Here is a 24,030-nt window from a genome sequence, read left to right on the forward strand (position 1 = left end):
GAACCTGAGAATTACCCGGCAGAACGGACTTTTTCACCCGGCAATCCGGCCACGAAGCAAGGAGGTTTGATCATGAAGCCTGCCATTGAGATATTTAAAGGAGAGTACTTTTTCCGCGACCAGCTGAAATTGTTCGTCAACCGCGTCTCGGAAAATTTTGCGGGTCCCTTCCATGCGCATGATTTCGTGGAATACAGCTATGTTTCCGGGGGACGAGGTTTCCACCATATCGGAAACGAGGTCATTCCGGTGCATCAGGGCATGCTGTTCGTGATTCCGGTCGGCGTTCCGCACGTCTTTCGCCCGGCCACGACCGACGTTTCCAAACATCCGCTCACGATCAGCAACTGCCTGTTCAACGCCGAATTGATCCAGGAATTGGCCGGCATGATTCAGGAACCCGAGATCCTTTCGCACCTGAACGAATTGGAGCAAAACAAGGCCCCTTACGTTTTCATTACAGACCATGGGAGACGGATCGAAGACCTGATGGCCAGGCTGCACCGCGAGTGCTCCGTTCCCGGGATCGGCTCGTCTACCATGCTGTATACGCTTGTCAGCCAACTGGTCGTAACCACCTACCGCTTCATCCATAGGGTGGAGCCGAACGACCCGGTCAAACCGCCGGAGCTCGACCATATCATTCAATATTTGGAGCAGCATCTCGCCGAGAAAACGCGCCTGTCCGATCTGGCACGCCTCTGCAATTGCAGCGACAAACAAATCCAGCGCATGTTCCGCACGCAGACCGGACAAAGCTTCGGCTCATTCCTGCAACATCTGCGCATACAAAAAAGCTGTGAACTGCTGAAGCGTTCACAGCACAAAGTCAGCCTGATTGCCGAACTGGTCGGGTATCGGGATGTCGACTCCTTTTATGCGAATTTCAAAAAAATTACGGGCGATACGCCGCTGGCGTACCGCAAGAAGCATACACCCCATTCCACGCATCATGGTTGAACCGTATTTTAATTGGAGATCGAAGAATCCGGCGCCAACAGGCGATCTACGATTTCCTTTGCGTCTTTCCACGTTTTCATCAGTGGGAACGCATGCTGCTCCCGCTCTCGCACGTTCCAAGGATGAGGAATGCACAGTACCTTTTTGCCCTCAGCGAGCGCAGGAAGCAGGTTGTGCGGCCCGTCATCGATTAACAGATCGAATCCGAGCAAGTTTTTGCGTTTGCAGGTAATGAACTGCTCCGCAGTAATAAACGGCATGTGGCGCTGAAGCCAGTTCCACTTCTCCACCACGGTGGCGGGGTCGGCCGCGGTTACGATAATGACATCGTACGCCTCGTTCAGCTTCTGCATCTCTTCCACGACGTAATCGTCATACAGCTCCAGCTCTTCGAATAATCCCGGCCTGCCATAAAAGATGTCGTGCGTCGAATCCGGATGGCGCAAATGCGTCGTGTCCCACGTTACCATATCTTCATAACGCAGCGGATGCGTCGGAAACTGCAAATTGTTATAATGAATGGCCCGCTTCACCAGATGGCAGATCGTATCGTCCATGTCTACGGCAATAATCGCTTTCTTCATATGTATTCCCCCTACTCGGAAACCAGTATATCACCATCCGTGTCATCATTCCATCCTGTGGCGCGTTACACCAATGCATATTCGATCCCTTACTAAAAAAAGCCCATGCACGCGGCATCATCCGCTGCGCAAGGGCTTTGAACATGTTATTTTACGCTTGGCATACGCTTAGCTCAGGTCTGCACCGTTGGATGCAATCACTTTTTGGTACCAGCCAAAGCTCTTTTTCTTGATTCGGTTCAGCGTGCCTTGTCCCAGATCATCCTGGTCGACGTAGATGACGCCATATCGTTTGGACATTTCGGAAGTCGATGCACTGATAATGTCGATGGCTCCCCAGCTCGTATATCCCATAAGTTCGACGCCGTCCATAACGGCTTCTTTCATTTGGGTGATATGTTTTCTGAGGTAGTCGATGCGATAATCGTCCTGGATGGAACCGTCCGGTTCAACCGTATCTTTCGCGCCAAGACCGTTTTCAACGACGAACAGCGGCAATTGATAGCGGTCATGCAGTTCTTTCAGCACGATGCGCAGTCCGATCGGGTCAAGCTGCCAGCCCCACTCGGTGCGTTCGAGGTTCGGGTTTTTGATCGTGCTGTACAGGTTGCCGCCAGTTACGCCATAATCCTCCGGATTTACCGCAGACACCAGCGACGTGTAATAGCTGAACGAAATGAAGTCCACGGTGTGGTCGCGCAAAATTTGCTCGTCGCCTGGTTCCATGACGACGGACACCCCGTTTTCTTCCCAGTAACGGTCCATGAACGCAGGGTAACTTCCGCGCACCTGCACGTCCGTATGCAGCAGATTGAGCTGGTTGTCGATTTGCGCCTGCAGCACGTCCTCCGGTTTGGATGTAGCCGGATAATGGATCATGCGTGCCAGCATGCAGCCGATTTGGAAATCCGGATTGATTTCCCGTGCCTTCTTCGTAACCAGGCTGCTCGCCACAAACTGGTGATGGAGGGCTTGGTAGGACGCCTGCATCACGTTGTCCACGCGGTCTTCGATCACGCCGCCTCCTGTAAACGGTTCGATGATCGTTGTGTTGATTTCATTAAATGTCAGCCAGTATCTGACCTTGTCTTTGTAGCGAGTCATCACCGTCTCTGCGTATCTCAAGAAATGGCCGATCACTTCACGACCAACCCAGCCGTTGTACTTAAGCACCAGCCCCATCGGCATTTCATAGTGGGACAGCGTCACCAGCGGTTCGATGCCATGTTTGTTCAGCTCGTCAAACACTTCATCATAGAAGCGCAATCCTTCTTCGTTCGGCTCTTCATCGTAACCGTTCGGGAAAATGCGCGGCCAGTTGATCGACAACCGGAACACCTTGAACCCAAGCTCTGCAAACAAGGCGATGTCCTCTCTGAACCGATGGTAGAAATCGATGCCGTAACGCTTCGGATATCCTTCGGCGCTGTGATGAGCCATCGCTTTCTCCACCTTCGCGCTCGTTACGTGCATCAATTCCCGCAGGTTGGTGTAATCCTTTTTCGCAAAATAAGGAACCATGTCCGCCGTCGAGAAGCCTTTGCCGCCCGCGTCGAATCCCCCTTCTGCCTGATTGGCGGCAATGGCGCCGCCCCACAGAAATCCTTCCGGAAAACCTTGTCGTTTGTTCATCTCGGGTCTCTCCCTCTCCTCAGATTTTGGCTTCCAATACTTCTTCGCCAGCAACGATGTCTCCCAGTTTCACAGGAAGTACTTGACTGTAATCGGCTGTATTCGTCACAACCATGGCCGTTGTGATGTCGTATTCTTTCGCGATTTCTTCCAGATCAAACGTCAGCAATTTATCTCCAGCCTTAACGCGCGCACCTGTCGCCACATGCGCTTCGAAATGCTGACCACGCAGTTTCACCGTGTTGATGCCCACATGCATGAGCAGTTCCATGCCGTCATCGCTGCGAACCACGATCGCGTGTTTCGTTTTGAACACGTTCATGATCGTGCCGGTCACCGGAGAAACCAGTTCACCCACGGTTGGCACAAATGCAACGCCTTTACCCATCATTTCATCACCGAACGTTGGATCGTTTACTTCCTTGAGCTCGATGGATTTGCCTGTCAGCGGCGCATAGGCCATCGCATTGCTTGACGGCGCCGGCGCTTCCATGGCATTGACGTCAACCACTTCGGTTGCTTTGGCAGGCGTCGCCGCCGCATTCGGAGCGAATGGGGCAAGCGCCTCAGCGTCGCCTTCCTCTTCTTTGATGCCCAGCAATACGGATGCAATCGTACCCACAACGAACGCAAGGATCATGCCGATCAGAGAATACCAGAACGTTTGTCCAATCAGGGCAGGAAGACCTGGAAGACCGCCGTTACCGGCCAGAACGTACGCTTTTGCACCAAATGCCAGCGCAAACCCGCCACCGACGGCACTACCGATCATCGCTGCAGCGAACGGACGTTTGAACTTCATGTTCACCCCGTACATCGCCGGTTCCGTAACCCCCATCAAAGCGGTAAAGCTCGTCGACAAGGCTACGGTTTTCAACTTTTTATCTTTTGCACGGAAGAATACGCCCAGCGTAGCACCTGCCTGACCCATGTTGGAGATGTATGTGAGCGGCAGGAATTTATCGAATCCAAGCGTTGCAATGTTGCTCAGGATGATGGGTACAAGCGCATAGTGCATACCCGTCATGATGATCAAGGCCATGGCACCGCCAAGCACAAGACCTGCAATCAATCCGCCTTCATTCAGCAGCCAGTTGATACCGCCCGACAAAGCGCTGCCTACGAATGTTCCCAGTGGCCCGATGGCGATCAGCGTAACCGGAACCATAATGATCAGCGTAACCAGCGGCACCAGCAGCAGCTTCAGCGCAGCCGGGATGACACGGTCCACCCATTTTTCCACATAGGACATAATCCATACGGCCAGCAAAATCGGAATGACCGAAGAAGCATAACTCACCGCTGTTACCGGAATGCCGATAAAGGATACCGACTCCCCGCTGGACAGCAATGTGCTCATGTCCGGATACATCAGCGCGGTTCCGAGCGCCACGGCGACGAACGGATTGGCGCCGAATTTGCGTGCCGCGCTAAACGCGATCAGAAGCGGCAGGTAATGGAACACGCCATCCCCGATCGCCGACAGAATGCGGTACGTGTCCGTTCCGGCAGCCATCCAGCCGAGCGATACGAACAGCGCCAGCAACCCTTTGAGCATACCGGCCGCCGTGATGGCTGGCAGCATTGGTGCAAATACACCCGCGATCGTTTCGAAAATGCTCAGGATCACGTTTTGCTTTTTCTCCGGTTTGGCGGTTTTGTTGTCCTGGCTTTGCTGCAGCGCAGGCTCTTCCTTCACCATGGCGTCGAATACTTTGGACACGTCGTTGCCGATAATGACCTGGAACTGGTCTCCGGAAACGTTTGTCCCCATGACTTTGTCCAGATTTTTGAGCGTTCCGTTGTCCACTTTGTCATTGTCTTTCAGATCGAAGCGAAGACGGGTAACGCAGTGGTACACCGAATTGATGTTGTCTTTTCCCCCAACGGCTTTGACGATGTTTTTCGCCGTTTCCTGATGATTCATCTCGTTTTCCTCCTTCTGTGTCCACAAAAAATACCCGAATGAAACCAACGCTCGCGTGCGTCAGTGATTCATTCGGGTATTGCCTGATTGAACAGTAACAAGCCCATCGTTATTCGGTTTCCTTGGCGGCATCCCGCTTCGTTTTCATCAGGCGTTCCAGATGGAGCGTCAGATACAACTGCTCGGAATGCGTCATGTCGTATTGATAGTTTTTATGGATAAAAGCTTCGATTTTGCGTATGCATTTGAACGTTTCGGGATAGTTCTTGCGAACGACCTCGTACAGGTATTCCTCCGCATCGTCATGCGACGTATGGGTGATGACCCGTTGGCAGAAATATTTCAAATGCGTGATGAACCGAAAATAGTTGACGCTATCTTCATCCACTTCGACGTTGAAGTGATATTTGATAATGTTCATGATCTCCTGAAGCAGCTGCATCAGGTGTGTTACGTCATTCATGGAATCATTGATCTCCGCATTGATGAAATGCAGCGCAATGTTGCATATTTCCTCCTTCGGGAATTCAATGTCCAATCTTTCGCGCAGCAAGGTGAGTGCCTCGCGGGCCACATCATACTCTGCCTTGTAAAAATGCTGTACCTCCCACGATAACGGATTGCGCGCGATATGTCCCATTTCCATCCGCTGTACGGCAAAATGGATATGATCCGACAGGGACACATAAATGCCGTCACTGATCGTTTTGTTCAGCTGCGTCCGGGCCAAGCTCACAATATCGTCGGTCGCCTGCAATATCTCTACAGGCACCTCGGTGACGATCGACTTGAATTTCTCGTAGATCGATGCATCCTGGAGACGAAAAATTTTTTCGATCCGCTCTTCATCGATCGGGTCGCCCGCTTTGAACTTGAATCCGATACCCCGGCCGAGGATCAGCAGTTCCTGGTTTTTGTCATCGACGGTGCTGACGATATTGTTATTAAATATTTGTTTAATGATCATGTCTGGACCCACCACTTTATTTTGAGGATTAAAAAAGGGCAAAACCAAAACAGAAATAATGATAACATCATTTCTATTGTGGTTTTGCCCGCATTACCGGTAACAAGCCTCGGGACTAATGTACCACAAGCTGAAAACGGTGTCAACGAAAAATCGTCTCGAACATGGCATAATCCATGCATCATTCCGGCACCGACGCCGTCGTCATTGTCAATGACATGAGATTATTCCGTATTGCCGAGTCCGATGATTCCTGCCATAGTTATGCCCTGTCGGGACGCAATTATGATTCCGACGCAAAAGGATTAACTTTTTTGTTGCCTGCGTTCTGCAAGTTCCTTCGTAATTTGCTTCTGTTTCTCTTCCGAAATGTCAAACCATAGGATCGATGCGGTAAATAATAGAACGAATGCCGGAAGCACGCCCATTAACAATTTCAAGCCAAAAATGGTCTCGCTGCTTTGTTCGACTCCAGGTACGTACCCCACTACATGCAATGCCCACGCTGCGATAGACCCGGCCAATGCCATGGCCAACGTTTGCACGAAACCTTGAATGGAACCCATCAAACCGTTTACGTTTTTTCCGGTCTTCCATTCGGTATAATCCATGGCAGCAGGCATCATGGAGCCTTGCGCCGGCGTCGATGCGCCCAGGAAAAACGCGGTGATCGCATTCAAGGCCATAAAAATGATAATTCCAGCCTTTGTATCGGGGATAACCATCACCGCAAGCATGCAGATCACGTTTACGACGGAAGCGGCCAGCACATTGATTTTGATGCCAAACCGTCTCGTGATCGGTCCGCTCACCATGACGCCGAGAAACGTGGGCAGTATGCTTACCGCACCGTATATGACCACAAGCCCTTCGTTATTAAAGAAATATTTGAAGTAATGGATCATGATTGCCGTTCGGATTCCGTTGGACAAGTTCAAAGCCAGCACGTAGATGTACAGAACAACGGCCGACCTGTTCGTGAACACTGCTGATATCATTTCTTTCAACGGTGTCTTTTGGCTGTTATTCGGGTTGATGTATCTTTCTTTCAAAGATGTTACCTGGAAAATGGATACCAAAATCCCCACCAATCCGACCAGGCCCATGATCAACGAGAAACCTCTGGCATCATTCCCGTTTCCCAATGCTTTGTAAAGCGGTTGAAAAGCCAATGATGCGAACAATGCACCGAGCATAATGGCGATATAACCGATTTGCCCCATCGAGATCCGGTCATCGATTCTTTTGGTGATCGCGGGACCTACGGCGTTGCTCGGCGCATACTTTATGGAGATCAGGATGCTGTATACCAGGTACGTTGCCGTAACATAGATAACGTTCCCGTTTGCCCCCAACCCAAAGTCCGTAAAGGTCAGCCATCCGAAAATGGCGATCGGTACTCCCAGAATGGCAAAGTACGGCACGTATTTCCCCCACGGCGTGCTCACTTTATCAACAAACACGCCAAATACGGGAACAAGAATAGCATCGATAATCCGGGCTACCAGAAATAAACCTGCCACGTAAGCGGGGCTTATTTCGAGAATGTCCGTATAAAAGAACAGCAAAAACGTGGCAATGATTTGATTGTGCATCGTTCCCGTCATGTTGCCGATCGTGGCTGCCACTTTCTCCCGGAATGAAAGCTTTCGATCTTCTTCCGGCATGCTCGCGACTGGCTGACTCTGAGTGACGTTGACTACTCCCATAATGATGCCCCCTTGAATGTATGCGCTTACCGATTTCTTAACGAGCCAAGAAACGACAAACTTTCTTTCGGAGTTCGGATTTGCGTGGATCGGTCGACGGCGATCAATCCAAAGGTTTGAGCGTAGCCAAGCTGCCACTCGAAATTGTCCAACAAGGACCAATACATGTACCCGATCACATCAATCCCGTCTTCCATACACTTCTGTACGCCAGCTGTGGCCTGTCGGATGAATTCGACGCGTTCGTCGTCTTGATCCGTGGATATGCCATTCTCGGTTACGATGATCGGTCCATCCCAATGTTTGGCCACAAATTGAAGCACGTTCGCCAATGCTTGAGGATAGTTTTCATATCCCATTTTGGTTAACTTCGCGTGGTCCGGCGGCTGGACAACCCCACTTGGTCCATGGATCTTTCTGGAGTAATTTTGAACGCCGATGAAGTCATCGCCTTGGAGAAACGGCAAATAGTATAAGAAGTCCTCATGCTGTTCTTGTTCTGCCAGCTGTTCCCCACCGGGTAACGCCTGATGATCGTACAAAGATAACGTGATGCCGACCTTGATCGACGAGTTCAATTCCTTGATTACACTTCTGGCTGCCTGATGGCATTTCATAATGATCTGTTCGCCTTGCTCCGTCCGTGGGGAGAGAAATGGTTGTACTTTTGTTGGATCCATGCCAAACACCTGTCCCAAACTGGCAAAGTATTTCTCCATGCTGCTTTGCACATCGACGTTTAAACCCACCTGCACATCCGCGGGTGTTGTGGAGTTCGAATCGTTCGCTGCGGCGCCGATCATTCGTTTCATAATTTTGGTGATCTGTTTCCCCATGTTCGCTTCGTTAATCGTACAGATGTAAGGCATCAGGGGCCCCAGCTCTGAAACGACATGCCGGCAATAGTTCTTGAAATGCTCCACCGTTGTTTCGCTCTCCCATCCCCCTTCGGCAATCAGCCATTTGGGAGACGAAAAATGATGCAATGTCACGACAGGATTCACCTTATGTTGATGGCAGCATTCCAGGACCTTCCTGTAATGTTCGATCTCTTCTGCAGCAAACTGCCCTTTAACCGGCTCAATTCTTGCCCATTCGATGGAAAAGCGATACGTATTCAAGCCCGCATCCACCAACATTTGAATGTCTTTTTCGTAAAAATGATAATGGTCCACCGCCTGTAAAGAAGGTTCTTTGTACAACGAGTGCGGCATATGCTCCATCGCCCAGAAATCACTATGGATATTGTTTCCTTCCACCTGATGCGCGGCCGTAGCCGCACCCAACATAAAATCGCTCCTAAATGGTTTTGTCATCGTCCTCTACCTTTCCATCTCAATTTGTTCCCCCGGGGAAGCGTTTTCAATTCCTGACTTGACGCTATGACCATAGTAGCATTCACCCTGGATTTGATATGGTGATTTCGTATGTTTTTTAGTATTATTGTCCTGAATACAGCATGAAATCTCCAGCAGGGAGTTGATCCTGATGACCACATGCATTACCATCGACGCGATGTGCAGCCTCGTTTCCAATACGTTTGAACTGCCTGTTTTCTTTATCAGTCCGAAAGGAAAAGTCATCTATGACAACTTGCGCGGCCAACCGATCAACCCACTGATCGAACGTCGCACCGGAAGTTATTTGAACCCGTTATATTTCGAACCCAGAAGAACATATCGGATTCCTGTTATTACCAAATCGGTATTCTCCGAAAAGTTCATATTAATCAGCTATTTCGATGGCGATCTGTTTGAAGGCACCCTGATTGTGGGTCCTACCCTGTCCCACCCCATACCTAATGAAGTATTAACTGGCATTATCAATGATAGGGATGCATTTTTTTATCGCGATCAAGTCGCTCGTTATTATGAACGTTTGCCGATTTTGAGCAATGACAAGCTGAACCATATCAGCGTTTTTATTTATCACTTGTTCAACAAGGAGCTGCTTTCTCCTCAATCCGTCTTGTATGAAGATTTTCAGTTCGATGACTATGAAAAGGCAAAGGGATTCGTGAATCTTGAATTCACCCAATATTTGCAATCTGCGGATCACAACCAGGTTCGATTGTTCGAAAAAAAGCTTTTGTTCATGATCAAAGAAGGCAGGGTTGAGGACATCGACGAACTCTCTTTCATCAAGGAAGAAGAATCCTCATCCGTCTTGTCGAAATCCAGCTTCCTTCGTTCGAACAAAAACCATATCATTACGCTGATTGCTTTGGTAACGAGAGCTTCTATGGACGGAGGCTTGAACGAGGATACCGCCTTTGCATTACACGACAGGTTCATACAACGGCTCGAGGAATTGGACCGGCTGGATGAAATCCGAAGTTTGGCACGCGAAGTCCTGCATACGTTTGCAGAGAAGGTGAAGCAAGCACGGCACGAAAGATATTCCAAAAAAATCATAGCCTGCAAGGAGTACATTCATAAGCACATTTATGAAGAAATCCACCATAACGACATCGCCTTGGAGATTGGACTTAGTCCCAAATATTTGTCGGCCCTGTTCAAAAAAGAGGTCGGCATTTCGGTAAGCGAATACATTCAACAAACAAAGATCGAAGAAATCAAACGTTTACTGGCGTACAGCGCCATCTCGATATCCGAATTAGGCTCGCTCTTTCATTTTAATGACCAGAGCTATTTAACCAAAGTATTTAAAAAGATCGTGGGGGTGACCCCGAAACAATATCGCGAAAAACATCATTTGATCGAAAAAGGTTGACCCAACGTAAAAACGAGCCCAATGAATATTGGCTCGTTTTGGTCTGTAAGGCGTATTACAGCGCGATCGTGTACTTCCCGCTTCCTGCCGTAAAGATGATATGCCCGTCTTCATAGCGGACATCGGGAAACTCGGCAGACACTCGTTTGATGTCAACCTGCTTGCCCGGAAGCATAACGGTGGCCCTGGAATTCGCAGGAATGCCAAAATCGTAGGTAACGCCTCTTTCCGTCTTCAACCAACCGGATTGGATCACGCCATAGGGAGATTCATACGTTGCAGATGCATGTGTAAGCGTTCCTCCAACCAGCGGTTTTATCGTAAAATGTTTGAAGCCCGGCGTTTTCCATTGCGGGCGAATGCCTGCAATGCCTGTAAATAAGAAGTCGCATACCGCTCCATAGGAATAATGGTTCAATGAACCCGTAAGTTCCCCGTCCGGTTTGATTCCCCTCCAGCTTTCCCAAATCGTTGTAGCGCCATGGCTCACGGCATATAACCAGGAGGGATCGGAGGTTTGCTCCAGCAGCCGATAGGCGATTTCGGGATACCCATGATCCGCCAGAACATGAAGGATGAACGGCGTGGACAAAAATCCCGTATTCAAATGATGCTTCTGCGCTACGACCATCTCGGCAAGACGGTCCGCAACCGCTTGTCGTTTGGCTGTATCCGCCAACCCAAACGCCAGCGTCCGGACATTCGGCGCCTGCCGATCGTCCAGAATATGCCCGTTATCCTGAACAAAGTATGCATTGTACACACGCTTGATCTTTTCATATCGACGCTGGTATTCTTCTGCTATCTCGAGCTTTCCGAGTACGGAAGCCATTTCGGCCAGGAGGCGCGTGGAATAGGCGAAATACGCCGTCGCAACATCGGGATGACAGCCTTGGGACTTGCTCATCGCCGCGACCAGATCGTTGAATTCGGAATCGGCTTCGAGCCATTCTCCCCAGTGGAAGCTGGTATCCCAAATGTAATCCGCATCAAGCTCGCCGTCGGTATAGCTCTGATAGGCGGGAGAGTCTTTGAAACGTTCATTGGCTTTCCTGGCGCTGACGGCCATATAATCCACCCATGCCTTAGCCGAATCAAACTGCTTCTCTAGAATGGTTTGGTCTCCGTAACACAGATACAACGTCCATGGAATAATAACCGCCGCATCCCCCCAGCCGGAAGAACCGTCAAGCATGCTTGCCGTTCCTGGCTCTGGCCTGCGTATGGCCATCATGGGGTCTTTATTCTGCTTGGAGAACCTCTCCCATTCCTCTTTGTTGTGATAGCCGATCACGGTAGGTACCGTACTCCCTACGGATCCATTCGAGAATTGTTCGGACGCCAGGTCGGCCAGCCATTTTTCATAAAACGAATGCACGTTCATAAAATTGGCTGCCGTTTTGCAAAATACTTGTGCGTCCCCCGTCCAGCCTGCTCTCTCCCGGGTCGGGCAATCCGTCGGCACTTCCATGAAATTGCTTTTTTGGCTCCAGCGCGAGTTAGAGACCAATTGGTTGATCAAGGGATTGGAACACGTAAATTCACCCGTTTGCTCCATATCCGAATAGATGGCCACTGCCGTAAAATCTTCTGCTTTTACAATGCCTGGATGCTTCTTGACCAGCACGTAGCGAAAACCAAAGATCGAGAAGCGCGGACGATAATGCTCGATACCCTCACCCTTCAAAATGTAGCGAACTTCTTGAAAGTCCTCTAACGGCCCGTGATGAGCCAGGTTTTGCAAGGTAAAGTTCCCGTCTTTATCCAGCGTTTCCCCATGGATGAGTACAACATCGGTACCGGCTTCACCGCAAACCCTCATGTCCACCCAGCCTGCGATGTTTTGTCCAAAGTCCAGCACGGTCTCGCCATTCGGCGTGTGTAATACCGTTGGCGAAAAGGTTTCCTTTTGTCTAACCGGCACGCTGCGGGTCGCAATCAGGCCAGTTAGTTCATCTTTGGCAGCCTGTACTTGCTCCCAGGAAGAATCGTCATATCCGGGTTGGTTCCAGCCTTCCATATCTATTCGGGCATCATAAAGATCGCCAGCCTTCATGTCTGATTTCAGCAGCGGTCCGTATGATGTCTTGAATGTCCCGTCACTGCAAACCCATTCGATCGTTCCGTCCTCATATTGCAGCATCAGTTGTCCCAAAAAAGCCAGCTTGTACCCGAAATTATTTTTCAAGCTAGCCCCGCCGGTAGAACCTCTCCACCAGCCGTCGCCAAGAATAATGCCAAGCGCGTTAGCGCCTTCCTGCAGCAAATGAGTCACGTCATAGATCTGATATTGCAATCGCTCGTGATAAGATGTAAATCCGGGAGTAAACAGATGGTCCGTACCTTCCGCCCCGTTCAAATAAAAGCTGTATAGTCCTTTTGCCGTCAAACATGCCCTGGCCCGGACAAGTCCCTTCCTTACAATGAATTCCTTGCGAATATAAGGGGCAGGTTTATAGGCATCGATCTGCACTTCCTTTTCCGGTTCAATCCAGCAGGCACGCCAGTCACTGGAATGCAACAGCCCGATTTCAAAGAAGGCGCATTCGCTGAATATGGACTCTTCACCGTGATTGTCCCAGACTTTAACCCTCCAATAGACGCGCTGCAGCGATTCCAGCGGCGGACCTGCATACAAGATGACTTGGGACTGGTCAGATTCTACTCTCCCCGTATCCCAGATCAAATCGTTAAAGTCTTTTGTTCCGGATGCTTGTACATGATATGCCGTTTGCATAACGTTCGTCTCTGAACTGTACACCTTCCAACCTAATCGTGGTGATGCTGCGTCCACGCCCAAAGGATTTTCCAAATATTCCGTTCGCAATGATCCGACTTCAAGCACGTATAATCCCCCCTCAAATTCACTCCGCCGTATGCTTCTACCCATCGAGAAGGATCGCGGTGACTCTCTTAGGATAATAAAAACAGTGCTTTTTTTATGGTACGTGGGGACGCATTTTTGTAATCAGGTATCGGAGCAGCCGAATAACCGAGATCAAATGCCGAATAGCCCTTCAACAAGAAGGGCTGTGACGTTAAATATACGACTCGCGTTATTGCTTGAACGTGACATGAATCTGCACGATTTCGGAGCGGCTGCTTGTACGGATCGGCGGCCCCCAAAATCCATAACCCGACGTGACAATGGAATGCATGTCGCCTTTCTGTAAGTGTCCCCAATCGTTCTCGTAAATGGCCTGCGTGATGAACTGGGCCGGGGCAATCTGCCCGCGATGCGTATGGCCGGACACAACCAGATCGATGCCGTTTTGTTCGGCGATATCCAGATCATACGGCTGGTGGTCCAGCATGATGACCGGTTTGCTTTGATCCACGTTTTCCATTAAAGCAGCGACCTCGGCACGATCCGTCTCGGTTCTGTCTTTGCGCCCGATCAAGGTCAATTTGTCATCCAGCATAATTTGCTCATCATATAACACCTTCATGTTGCTTTGTTCCAAGGCTGCAATCAACGCTTCGATCGGACCGTCGAATTTGTCATGGTTCCCAAGGGTTGCGTAAACACCGTAGGGTGCCTGGATATCACGAATAATGTCCGCGATCCCGCTTTTCTTGTATAGCTCAAGGTTATCGTCGATCAGGTCGCCAGGGTACAGCACAAGGTCGGGCTTCAGTGCATTAATCTCATTCACCATTCGTTTAGCGTGGCTTGGTCCCGACAGCAGCCCAAAATGGGTATCTGCTGCCATCACGATGTTAAGCGTGTCCAGCCCTTCGACTTTTTTATCGATCTGAATGCTGTACTCCCTCACGACCGGACTATATGCATTGAAAATGCCGTAACCCAGTGTCGACAACAATAAAACAAGCGTCGCCGCGCCGGCCCATTTGTGTGCATGATGCCTGGGTATGCGCGTCAACCGCAGCAGCCAAAGGATGATATGTACAACCGGCAGAATCATCAATAACAATGAGAAGATGGCCAACCAGTATGATCCAATGATGCTCAGAAACGATAAGCTTCCAAACATCCGCGCCAAAATAAATGAACAAGCCAGAAATGCGATGATTCCAATATACAGCCAGCGGAAACGTGCGCTCACCACGGGTTTCATCCAGCTCCACCCGCTCCAGCCTATGTAAAATACCAGCAATCCGTATACGAGCAGAAATGCAATACCAGCTACGACAAACATTCTACGACGATCCTCCTCGTTCATATTCAATTTCTAATGATGCCTTTAACCCGTCTGCACCAGTATAACCCAGAAGCCCTGTTCCAGGCATCTTTCCAATGCAAAAAAGCATTCCCGCGTCCGCCGAGAGCCAAAGGCTTTCGCATCGGACACAGGAATGCTTGAACTTTTATGATTGCGTCGTCTAATGATTATTCGCTTGCTTCCATCCAGTTGTGGTGGAATGTGCCTTCTTTGTCCACGCGTTTAAACGTGTGAGCGCCGAAGTAGTCGCGCTGAGCCTGCAGCAGGTTGGCCGGCAGACGCTCTGTGCGGTAGCTGTCGTAGTAGGACAGCGCGCTGGAGAAGCCCGGTACCGGAATACCTTGCGTTACCGCTACGGATACCACTTCGCGCCATGCATCCTGGTACGATTCCACGATGTTTTGGAAATAAGGGTCGAGCAGCAGGTTTTTCAGCTCGGCATTGTTGTCGTACGCTTCCTTGATGTTTTGCAGGAATTGCGAACGGATGATACAGCCGCCGCGGAAAATCATCGCGATGTTGCCGTATTTCAGATCCCAGCCGTACTCGTCGGAAGCTGCGCGCATTTGTGCGAAGCCTTGGGCATAGGATACGATTTTACTTGCGAACAGCGCTTTGCGCACGCTCTCGATGAACGCAGCTTTGTCGCCTGTGAAAGCGGACGCGGACGGGCCGTTCAGGATTTTGCTTGCCGCTACGCGTTCGTCCTTCATGGCAGACAAGAAGCGCGAGAATACGGATTCCGTAATCATGGACAGCGGTACGCCCAGATCCAGCGCGCTTTGGCTTGTCCATTTGCCCGTCCCTTTTTGTCCGGCAGCATCCAGGATGACGTCGACCATCGGTTTGCCGGTTTCCGGATCGTATTTGGAGAAGATGTCGGCCGTAATCTCGATCAGGTAGCTGTCGAGTTCGCCTTTGTTCCATTCCGTAAAGATTTCATGCAGCTCTTCGACCGAGACATTCAGCACGGATTTGAGCAGATGGTAGGCCTCACCGATCAACTGCATATCTCCGTACTCGATGCCGTTGTGCACCATTTTTACATAATGTCCGGCACCGTCTGGTCCGATGTATGTACAGCAAGGATCGTCGCCTACTTTGGCGGAAATCGCCGTCAGGATCGGTTCGACGAGTTTGTAGGCACTTTCCTGTCCGCCCGGCATGATTGCAGGGCCTTTCAGCGCGCCTTCTTCACCGCCGGAGACGCCTGTGCCGATGAAGCGAATGCCTTTGTCTTCCAGCTCTTTGCTGCGGCGCTGCGTGTCAGGGAAGTAGGCATTTCCGCCATCGATGATGATGTCGCCTTCGTCCAGATGAGGCAGCAGCTGTTCGATCGTTGCGTCCGTTGCGCTGCCCGCTTGAACCATGATCAAAATTTTGCGCGGGGATTCCAGGGATGCCACGAACTCTTCGATAGAGAACGTGCCTGTCAGGTTTTTGCCTTCCGCTTCTTTCAAGAGGTCATGCGTTTTCTCCGGGGAACGGTTGAATACCGACACCGTAAAGCCTCTGCTTTCAATGTTAAGGGCCAAGTTTTTGCCCATAACCGCAAGTCCGATAACGCCGATCTGTTGTTTGCTCATTATATCCTCCTGATCATTTTAATATTCTAAAGCTTTATTATGGGGCGGAGCGGTGGCGAATCTAACGGCCACCTGCTCCGCGTCATCATCATTATTTTACGGAATTTTTCCAGTCAGCCGCAAATTTTTCCAGACCTTGGTCTGTCAGCGGGTGTTTGGAGATTTGCTCAATGACGGAGAATGGAACCGTCGCAATATGTGCTCCTGCCAACGCTACACGTGTTACGTGATCCGGATGTCTTACGGATGCGGCAATGATTTGTGTATCCAGATTATGCACACGGAAGAGTTCGGCTACTTTGCTCACCAATTGCACGCCATCTTCGGAGATGTCGTCGAGACGACCCAAGAATGGGGATACGTACGTTGCGCCAGCACGAGCTGCAAGCAAAGCTTGGTTCACCGTGAAGATCAGTGTTACGTTGGTTTTCACGCCTTTTTTCGTCAAGTAGCGGCATGCTTCCAGACCTGCCAGCGTCATTGGCAATTTGATCGTGATGTTTTTGTCGCTGTTGTTGATTTTGATCAGTACTTCCGCTTGCGCGATCATTTCTTCTGCTGTTTCTGCATCCGGCGTTACTTCTGCCGATACGGATTCCACTTCAGGAACCAGCTTCAGGATTTCTTCGATGCGGTCCTCGAATTTCACGCCTTCTTTGGCTACGAGAGAAGGATTCGTCGTTACGCCGTTCAGGACGCCGATTTTATATGCTTTTTGAATTTGCTCCACGTTTGCTGTATCGATGAAAAATTTCATGTTGATTCCCTCCACTGGATAGTTTATTTTTTGGATTTGGTACTACTTCAGCATGTTACATATTACATATTACCATTAACCGCCAACGGAACTCCAGAAGCAGCTTGTTTCACCTGTTCTTCAGGCTCGTCAAACCACCAATGATGTCCCTCCTCGGCGAGCAAGGCATCGGACTCGGCCGGGCCATAGCTTCCTGCGGCATAGGTGTGCAACGGAAGCAGGTTCTCTGCAAATGCGTCCAGAATCGGCTGGACCCATGCCCACGACAATTCAACCTCATCCCAATGCGCAAAGAACGTAGGATCCCCATGCAGCGCATCGCGAATCAGGTTCTCGTAAGCTTCGGCCAGATTTTCCCGATCCGGGGACAAGTCGATATGCACCGGCTTGAATTCGCCTTTGTTTTCCGGATCGCTTGCGTTCAGCTGGAGCGTCATGCTCTCGCCCGGGCTCATTTCAATGACAAGCAGATTCGGTTTGGAACCGTTGTTGCTCTCGGAATGAGTCTGACCGGATGGCTCCTTGAATTCGATGACGATGCGCGTGGACTTTTCTTTCATGCGTTTGCCTGTGCGGATATAGAATGGAACCCCGCGCCAGAAGAAATCGTCAATCTGCAGCTTCGCGGCGATAAAGGTATCGTTCATCGTGTTCTCCGCAACGCCCGGCTCATCCTTGTAGCCTTGCACCGGCTTGCCTTGGATGCTGCCCGCCGCATATTGGCCGCGAATGACGCTTGCGCCCACGTTTTGTTTTTGCAGCGGCTCAATCGATTCCATGATGTGCTTTTTCTTCATGCGGACTTTGTCCGAGTCGCTTTTGTTGTAAGGAAGCTGGATCGCCATCATCATGAGCAATTGCAGCATATGGTTCTGGAACATGTCGCGCACGGCGCCCACGTGATCGTAATAAGATGCCCGTTCCTCAACGCCTACCGTCTCGTTCGCCGTAATTTGCACATTGGAAATGTAACGATTGTTCCAAAGCGCCTTCATGATCGGATTGTTCTGGTGCAGCGTCTCCAGGCGCTGTACCATCGGTTTGCCCAAATAGTGGTCAATCCGGTAAATCTCGTCCTCCGTAAACGCCTCGCTCAATTTGCGATTGAGATCACGCGCCGATTGCAGGTCATGGCCGAACGGCTTCTCGATGACAAGGCGTTTCCAGCCTTGCGTATCGCCAAGACCGCTTTCCTGAATATTTTCGGCTATAGGCTCGAAGAACTCCGGTCCTACCGACAGGTAGAACAGACGATTCGAAGCAGCTCCGCGCTGCGCTTCCCCTTCTTCCACCATGCGAAGCAGCTTTATATAATCTTCCTTATGGCTGATATTCAATACACTGTAACGAAAAGCCTGCACAAAAGATTTTACTTTTTCCGCATCAGGCGCGCGTCTCGAAAATTCCTGCAAGGATTTTTCCACTTGAGACTGGAAAAAATCGTCGCTCCATTCGCGGCGTCCAAGCCCGATCAACGAGAAGGAAGCCGGCAGTTTTTGTTCGATGTATAAATTATACAAAGCAGGATATATTTTTCGCTTGGCCAGATCGCCAGTCGCACCAAACAGTATGATCGTCGTTGGTTCCATCTCCCGTAACTCCTTCCGAATAACTCTGGTTTCTTTGCTGTAGTTCCACTATAATACTTTTCAGAGCCATACAAGTAATTAATATATTTCACAGGAGATATAGATAATATCTATGACTACAAATTACGAGTTGTATAAAGTTTTCTATTGGGCCGCCAAAACCGGAAGCCTGACCCAGGCCGCCAAGGCGCTTTACATTACGCAACCCAGCGTCAGCCATGCGATCAAACAGCTCGAGGACAGCTTCGGGCTTACGCTCTTCTATCGCACGTCCAAAGGCGTTGCCCTGACCCAGGAAGGCGCCAGTCTGTATTCCTACATCGAGCAGTCGCAGATCCTGATCTCGATGGCGGAAGAAAAAATGGCCGCGCTCAAAAGCCTGGACAGCGGAGAGCTGCGCATGGGCGGCAGCGATTCGCTGTTCAAGCATTACATGCTCCCGTTTCTGGAAGAGTTCCATACCCAATATCCGGGCATCAAGCTCCACCTAAGCCATGGGACGACGCCGGAAGTCATAACGTTCCTGAAAGAAGGCAAAATCGACCTGGGCGTCGTGCGCATGCCGATCGTCGATCCCCAGCTTGAGGTCAAGGAAAGCCTGCAGCTTAACGATACATTCGTTGCCGGGGAGCGTTACGCTGCCGAATTGAAAGGCAAAATCATTACGTTGGAGCAGCTGCTGGAGCATCAGCTGATCCTTTTTTCACGGAACAGCCGGGTACGGATGGCGATTACGGAGTTGTTCAACAGTTACGGTTACACGCCAAGGCCCGAAATCGAAGTCGGCAGCGTTGATTTGCTGATCGAGTTTGCTCGGCGGGGATTGGGTATTTCTTATGTGACGCGCGAATTCATTACCAAGGAACTTGAAGAAGGTTCTCTGTTCGAAGTGCAGCTGGACGTTACTCTACCGCCGTCCCAGGTGGGCATCATGACCAAACGCAACATGCCTATTTCCTTGGCAGCAGGCCGATTTATGGAACTTATTTTCAAAAATTAAGAAAAGAGCCTTTTCGTCCGCGGAGGATGAAAAGGCTCTTTCGTTTTTCGAGGCAAACTAACTTTGAGACAAACTCATGAAAACAAATTTTATTCCCAGCCCTCCCTCTTGGGCAGGTTGGAACCTTTGGTCCCCAGATCGGACACAGCGTCCATACAACCGATGGGCGGACCCACAATAGCATCGCTTCTGATGGATGCGATCGCCTTGGCGTAAGCCTCTTCATCCAGGCAGTACGCGCGCTGGGCCACTTCCGGAGGCGTCGCAGCCAGAAAGTCCGCGCCAAGCACGATATCCGGCGTAGGCACGTCAAAGATCGTCAGCACGTGCACGTCATCCGTTTCTGCCACGAACCAGTGAAACCAGCCTTTCGGAAAGATCGACACCTGCCCTGGCTTCAGCCGGTAATTCAAACGTTTGCGCGTAAACGGGTCAAACACGGACGTGGTCACTTCGCCTGAAATGACAACGACCATTTCCGTTGAATTGATGTGGTAGTGTGGCTGCACAATGATCCCTTTGGTCATATGAATATTGAAAAATCCATTTTTGATTGCAGGCAATTGCTCACCGAACAGCTGGGTTACAACGTTGCGCGGATCACGCTGATAATTAATCACGGCTGTGGAATCGGCCGCCAGCTGCACATTCGGGTCTTGCAAAATCGGATCGATCATGCCACGGTTACCTCCTTTATTGGGCAAATTGCTCATTGTTGTACTGTATGCGTCCTAGAGCAGAGTCATGCCGGAAGCCCTAAGAATGTGCCCCGCAAATGAAGAAAAGCCTGCTGACGCATTACGCGCCGGACAGGCTTGTTGTCATGATTGTAATGGCTCACATTTCGTCGATAAAACGGGCAAACTCCCGGCCCGGATCGGCCAGGAAATCGTTCAATGCCGCGATGTCGCCCTGCTCCTGATGTTCAAGATCGACGTATCCGATCCGCTTCATGCCCGGATTCCAGACGATGGCGATGTGCGAATACTGGTCGACTCGGGAAGATAGGCGCAGCAGCTTTTTTCGGCCTAATTTCATCTCCACCGCATCGACCAAATGAAAGAATTCAATATAACCGACGCCCGAATCGTTGGTTGGCAAATCCACCCGGCCCGGATTGCCCATCATAAAATCAATCAGCGGCTGTGGCAGCTTGTACCCTTTCAAGGCATACAGCTTGTTGCTCACATTGTGAAGCTCCTCCGGCTCATGTGCCTTAAGATATTCCGCCATTTCCCCATTGTTCTGCGATACGGCGATGGTATAGGCTCGTTCTCCGTCCTTCTCCTGAATCGTCACGTCCGCCCCCTGTTCGACCAAAAACCGAACCATGTTCAGATTGTTGTTGCGGGCAGCGACGGTTAACGGGGTCGCCTTGTATGGATACACCATGTCCGGCTCGTTGTAATTGATGTCGACGCCGTGATCCAGCAAATAACGGACTGTTTTCATGTCGTGATCCGACACCGCTGTGCGCAGCGTTTTGCCCGCATGTTTCCGAATGTCCAGCCCCAGTTCGTTGAACAGGGGAATGTTGTTCTTGTTGCCGTAATACGCCTCGTCGTACGCGGTGGATTTCACCTTGCTGCGGCCGTCGAGCCTTGCTCCCTTTTCATGCAAATACCGAATTACGTCTTCCCCGCAATAACGGGCCGCCTGAAGCATCGCTGGTCGGTCTTTGGCATTCAGTTCCGCCCCGTGTTCGACCAACAGCTTCACCATATCCGGTTTATTCAAAGTCAATGCGATATCCAGCGGAGTCATGGTTATGTATTTGCTCAGCACAAGCGGCTCTTCGAGCGCCAAGCCTTCATCTATCGCCTGTTCCACCACAGGCAGGTTGTTCTCCCAGATCGCCTCCGCAATCGCGGGCAATGTTTCGAATTTCCCCATATGGCCGATTTTGAACATTAATGATCCCTCCTTGCGCATCTTGATCCTATTTTGCAGTTCTAGCAACCCTCAAATATTTATCATACAAAAGGCGGCCGCCTCTTTCATCGTCTAATTGTCCCAAAACACGGGAACGTCCTGCTTGGCTTTGCCAAAAAAGATGCGCACAAGCGCATCATCGGGCGGGCTTCTTCTACTTCACCCATATTTTTTTGTCGATCTTGCCCCAAGCGCTCAAGAATGGGGCTGAAAACCGATCCTATGGCGGAATTTGAGAACTTCATTCATCTTATGATAAGATTAGGGCTATCCGTTTTTCAGCAGAGTGCCGGTCGGTCTGCAGACCGGATTCGGAAAGGACCTTATGAAATCTACCGGAATATTTGACATACAGTCCAAATTGCACGAAATGATTCCCCCGCTGGATCTGCGCAGCTGCCTGGTAAGCGTGCGGGGTGAAACGATCTATGAGCACTACCGGAACCCGGAGATCCCCGGGCAAATTGCCAAGATCAATTCATGCACCAAAAGCATACTGTCTTCTCTCATTTGCATTGCGATGGATCACGGATGGTTATCCGGGCCGCAAACGGAAATTTCCGCCTTTTTCCCGACATTGCTGGATGATCCCGATCCTCGCAAAGCACGCATAACGCTTGAGCACCTGTTAACCATGACTGCCGGGTTCGATTGGGACGAATTCGGCGGGCAAAATTCCTTTCCGCGCATGACCCGTACGGAGCGCTGGGTCGACTTTGCCTTGGAGCAGCGACTGAGCCACGCTCCAGGTACCTATATGGAATACAATTCGGGCGTGTCGCAGATGTTATCCGCCATATTGATGCAGGCAACGAATATGCCTGTTGCACGATTCGCGGAACGTTTCCTGTTTGGTCCCTTGGGCATTGAAACGGTTGAGTGGGAATCTGATCCTCAAGGCGTACATACGGGAGGTTTTGGCCTGAAAATGCGGCCGGGCGATCTGCTCAAATTCGGGCAGCTGTTCCTGCAGCAGGGGATGTGGAATGGCGAGCAAATCATCTCCACCGATTTGGTGCATCGCTCCACCCAGCCGTTCATCGACGTTACGCCTCCGAACCGCGGCCGTTATGGCTGGCATTGGTGGGTGGATGCCCATCCCGGAGAAGCAAAGGCGGCTGCCGAACAGCTATCCGGCACGAAGCACTCAACGGGCGCAGAAGCTGCCGATGCCGCTTCACTCGATTACTACTATGCGCGCGGCTTCGGCGGTCAGTACGTCTACGTCGTGCCTGCGCTGGAGCTTGTGACCGTGCTGACCAACGATAAGCGCAAACGGGACAAGCCGCCGTTGGACGTATTTCCGCGCCTGATTGCGCCCATGCTCTACGGAGCATCCAACATATAACGGACCGCGCACTCTCCAAAAAGGGGAGCAAAAAAGAGCGAATTCATTTCCGGACAGCCGTCCGATTTGAATTCGCTCTTTGGGTTGACCGTTCATTCTTTATCCCATTCCTCTTCAATCGCGCGGCTGATCCGATACGGTCCCGATTCCCGATTGGAGCAAATGACCAGCTGTGCATTCTGCTGCGGGTATACGGCAGACATAAAGGATACGCCCGGATCAAAACCCATCACGTGCATTTTGAATGGTTCTTTACCGTCCAGATCAATCCATACGCCTCTTCCATAATACTCGTTGTCTTCCTGGCGGCTATAGGGCTTAAGCAGCTGACTCGTTCCTTCCCCGCTCAACAATTCGTGGTTCAACAACGCACTCCAAAAGCGAAGCATATCCGGCCCCGTGGTATAAGCCCCTCCATCCGCTCCGCCTTTGACAGGAATCGCATAAACATTGGATGTCCACGACCCGTCTTCATGATCCACATACCCCGTTGCAGTGTTGCGAGGAAGCCGGTCTGCTTCAAAATAACCGCTATCCTCCATTTGGCAGCGGCGGAAAACATGCTCTTCGACATATTCAGCAAACGAAGTTCCCGATTGTTGTTCGATAATGAGCCCAAGCACGATATAACCTGCATTGTTGTAATGGAATCGTTCGCCCGGCGCAAACTTCATAGGTAGGTTTTGAAACATCGGAAGGAAATCACCGGGTTCACGCATCGCATAGACCGGTCGTTCCTTCCACAAGGACGCAAAATCGTGCATTTCCTCCTCGTCGAAATAATCCGGGATGCCCGCGGTATGCGTCAGCAGTTGATGCACGGTGATCGATTCATCCCAAAGCGGAAAGTCGATATCCAGCACCTCGGACAGCCTGGACTCGTAAGTCAGTTTCCCCTGCTCGACCAGTTGGCCGATCGCTACGGCGGTAAAGATTTTGCAGCCGGACGCAATCCCGAATCGGGTATCCGGCATAATGGGCAGCTCATCGCTTCGCTGGGCATGCCCTCGTGTCAGGTTGAGCAGCGTTTCCCCGTTTTTCCGGAAAAGCACTATACCTGAAAAATCAAGCTGTTCCATGACCGCCGATACCTTGTTTGCCAGTCGGCTTCCTTGAATCATC

The 24,030-nt window shown here is 50.6% G+C and carries 18 protein-coding genes; 4 read left to right on the forward strand and 14 right to left on the reverse strand.

Annotation, left to right across the window (positions count from 1 at the left end; translation table 11 throughout):
- Positions 1 to 72 precede the first annotated feature (72 nt).
- A complete protein-coding gene (locus SNR34_RS19450) occupies positions 73 to 960 on the forward strand; it encodes a helix-turn-helix domain-containing protein (RefSeq protein WP_486179992.1) in 888 nt (295 codons plus the stop codon).
- Between the two features lie 8 nt (positions 961 to 968).
- Here SNR34_RS19450 and SNR34_RS19455 read toward each other — a convergent pair whose 3' ends face one another.
- The 6 genes from SNR34_RS19455 to SNR34_RS19480 form a co-directional block, all read right to left on the reverse strand.
- Complete coding sequence (locus SNR34_RS19455; protein ID WP_236412025.1) at positions 969 to 1,544, reverse strand: 5' nucleotidase, NT5C type; 576 nt, start codon at positions 1,542 to 1,544, stop codon at positions 969 to 971.
- A gap of 168 nt (positions 1,545 to 1,712) precedes the next feature.
- A complete protein-coding gene (locus SNR34_RS19460; protein WP_486179993.1) occupies positions 1,713 to 3,176 on the reverse strand; it encodes a glycoside hydrolase family 1 protein in 1,464 nt (487 codons plus the stop codon).
- Between the two features lie 19 nt (positions 3,177 to 3,195).
- The gene (locus SNR34_RS19465; protein ID WP_236412023.1) at positions 3,196 to 5,103 is read right to left on the reverse strand and encodes a beta-glucoside-specific PTS transporter subunit IIABC; all 1,908 of its coding nucleotides are present in this window, start codon (positions 5,101 to 5,103) and stop codon (positions 3,196 to 3,198) included.
- Between the two features lie 109 nt (positions 5,104 to 5,212).
- Positions 5,213 to 6,070, reverse strand: a complete 858-nt coding sequence (gene licT, locus SNR34_RS19470; RefSeq protein ID WP_486179994.1) for a BglG family transcription antiterminator LicT — start codon at positions 6,068 to 6,070, stop codon at positions 5,213 to 5,215.
- A 305-nt stretch (positions 6,071 to 6,375) separates the two neighbouring features.
- Complete coding sequence (locus tag SNR34_RS19475) at positions 6,376 to 7,779, reverse strand: MFS transporter (RefSeq protein ID WP_343260083.1); 1,404 nt, start codon at positions 7,777 to 7,779, stop codon at positions 6,376 to 6,378.
- A 26-nt stretch (positions 7,780 to 7,805) separates the two neighbouring features.
- A complete protein-coding gene (locus SNR34_RS19480; protein WP_486179995.1) occupies positions 7,806 to 9,095 on the reverse strand; it encodes a glycoside hydrolase family 1 protein in 1,290 nt (429 codons plus the stop codon).
- 172 nt (positions 9,096 to 9,267) lie between these two features.
- Here SNR34_RS19480 and SNR34_RS19485 point away from each other — a divergent pair, with 172 nt between their 5' ends.
- Complete coding sequence (locus SNR34_RS19485) at positions 9,268 to 10,512, forward strand: AraC family transcriptional regulator (RefSeq protein ID WP_486179996.1); 1,245 nt, start codon at positions 9,268 to 9,270, stop codon at positions 10,510 to 10,512.
- 55 nt (positions 10,513 to 10,567) lie between these two features.
- On the opposite strand, the gene SNR34_RS19490 is transcribed toward SNR34_RS19485, so the two are convergent.
- The 5 genes from SNR34_RS19490 to zwf all read right to left on the reverse strand — a co-directional run bounded on the left by SNR34_RS19490 (position 10,568) and on the right by zwf (position 18,628).
- On the reverse strand, positions 10,568 to 13,357 hold the full coding sequence (locus SNR34_RS19490) for a family 78 glycoside hydrolase catalytic domain (protein WP_486179997.1): 2,790 nt from the start codon (positions 13,355 to 13,357) through the stop codon (positions 10,568 to 10,570).
- A 211-nt stretch (positions 13,358 to 13,568) separates the two neighbouring features.
- Positions 13,569 to 14,672 carry a metallophosphoesterase gene (locus SNR34_RS19495; protein ID WP_486179998.1) on the reverse strand — a complete coding sequence of 368 codons (1,104 nt, stop codon included), beginning with the start codon at positions 14,670 to 14,672 and terminating at the stop codon, positions 13,569 to 13,571.
- 191 nt (positions 14,673 to 14,863) lie between these two features.
- Entirely contained in the window at positions 14,864 to 16,282 is a 1,419-nt protein-coding gene (gene gndA, locus SNR34_RS19500; protein ID WP_236412007.1) for an NADP-dependent phosphogluconate dehydrogenase, read from the reverse strand.
- A gap of 91 nt (positions 16,283 to 16,373) precedes the next feature.
- Positions 16,374 to 17,039 carry a fructose-6-phosphate aldolase gene (gene fsa, locus SNR34_RS19505; RefSeq protein ID WP_486179999.1) on the reverse strand — a complete coding sequence of 222 codons (666 nt, stop codon included), beginning with the start codon at positions 17,037 to 17,039 and terminating at the stop codon, positions 16,374 to 16,376.
- A gap of 62 nt (positions 17,040 to 17,101) precedes the next feature.
- Positions 17,102 to 18,628 (reverse strand): glucose-6-phosphate dehydrogenase, encoded by a 1,527-nt coding sequence (zwf, locus tag SNR34_RS19510; RefSeq protein WP_236412005.1) that lies wholly within the window; start codon positions 18,626 to 18,628, stop codon positions 17,102 to 17,104.
- A gap of 112 nt (positions 18,629 to 18,740) precedes the next feature.
- Here zwf and SNR34_RS19515 point away from each other — a divergent pair, with 112 nt between their 5' ends.
- Positions 18,741 to 19,628 carry a LysR family transcriptional regulator gene (locus tag SNR34_RS19515; RefSeq protein ID WP_236412004.1) on the forward strand — a complete coding sequence of 296 codons (888 nt, stop codon included), beginning with the start codon at positions 18,741 to 18,743 and terminating at the stop codon, positions 19,626 to 19,628.
- Between the two features lie 89 nt (positions 19,629 to 19,717).
- On the opposite strand, the gene SNR34_RS19520 is transcribed toward SNR34_RS19515, so the two are convergent.
- Positions 19,718 to 20,305, reverse strand: coding sequence for a cupin domain-containing protein (locus tag SNR34_RS19520; protein WP_486180000.1), 588 nt, complete (start codon positions 20,303 to 20,305; stop codon positions 19,718 to 19,720).
- 160 nt (positions 20,306 to 20,465) lie between these two features.
- The gene (locus SNR34_RS19525; protein ID WP_486180001.1) at positions 20,466 to 21,539 is read right to left on the reverse strand and encodes an ankyrin repeat domain-containing protein; all 1,074 of its coding nucleotides are present in this window, start codon (positions 21,537 to 21,539) and stop codon (positions 20,466 to 20,468) included.
- 346 nt (positions 21,540 to 21,885) lie between these two features.
- On the opposite strand from SNR34_RS19525, the gene SNR34_RS19530 reads away from it, so the two are divergent.
- A complete protein-coding gene (locus SNR34_RS19530; RefSeq protein ID WP_486180002.1) occupies positions 21,886 to 22,908 on the forward strand; it encodes a serine hydrolase domain-containing protein in 1,023 nt (340 codons plus the stop codon).
- 92 nt (positions 22,909 to 23,000) lie between these two features.
- Here SNR34_RS19530 and SNR34_RS19535 read toward each other — a convergent pair whose 3' ends face one another.
- Positions 23,001 to 24,029: a serine hydrolase domain-containing protein gene (locus tag SNR34_RS19535; protein ID WP_486180003.1), complete on the reverse strand. Its 1,029-nt coding sequence runs from the start codon at positions 24,027 to 24,029 to the stop codon at positions 23,001 to 23,003.
- Position 24,030: the final 1 nt, after the last annotated feature.

This window comes from Paenibacillus sp. XP01, assembly GCF_057364885.1.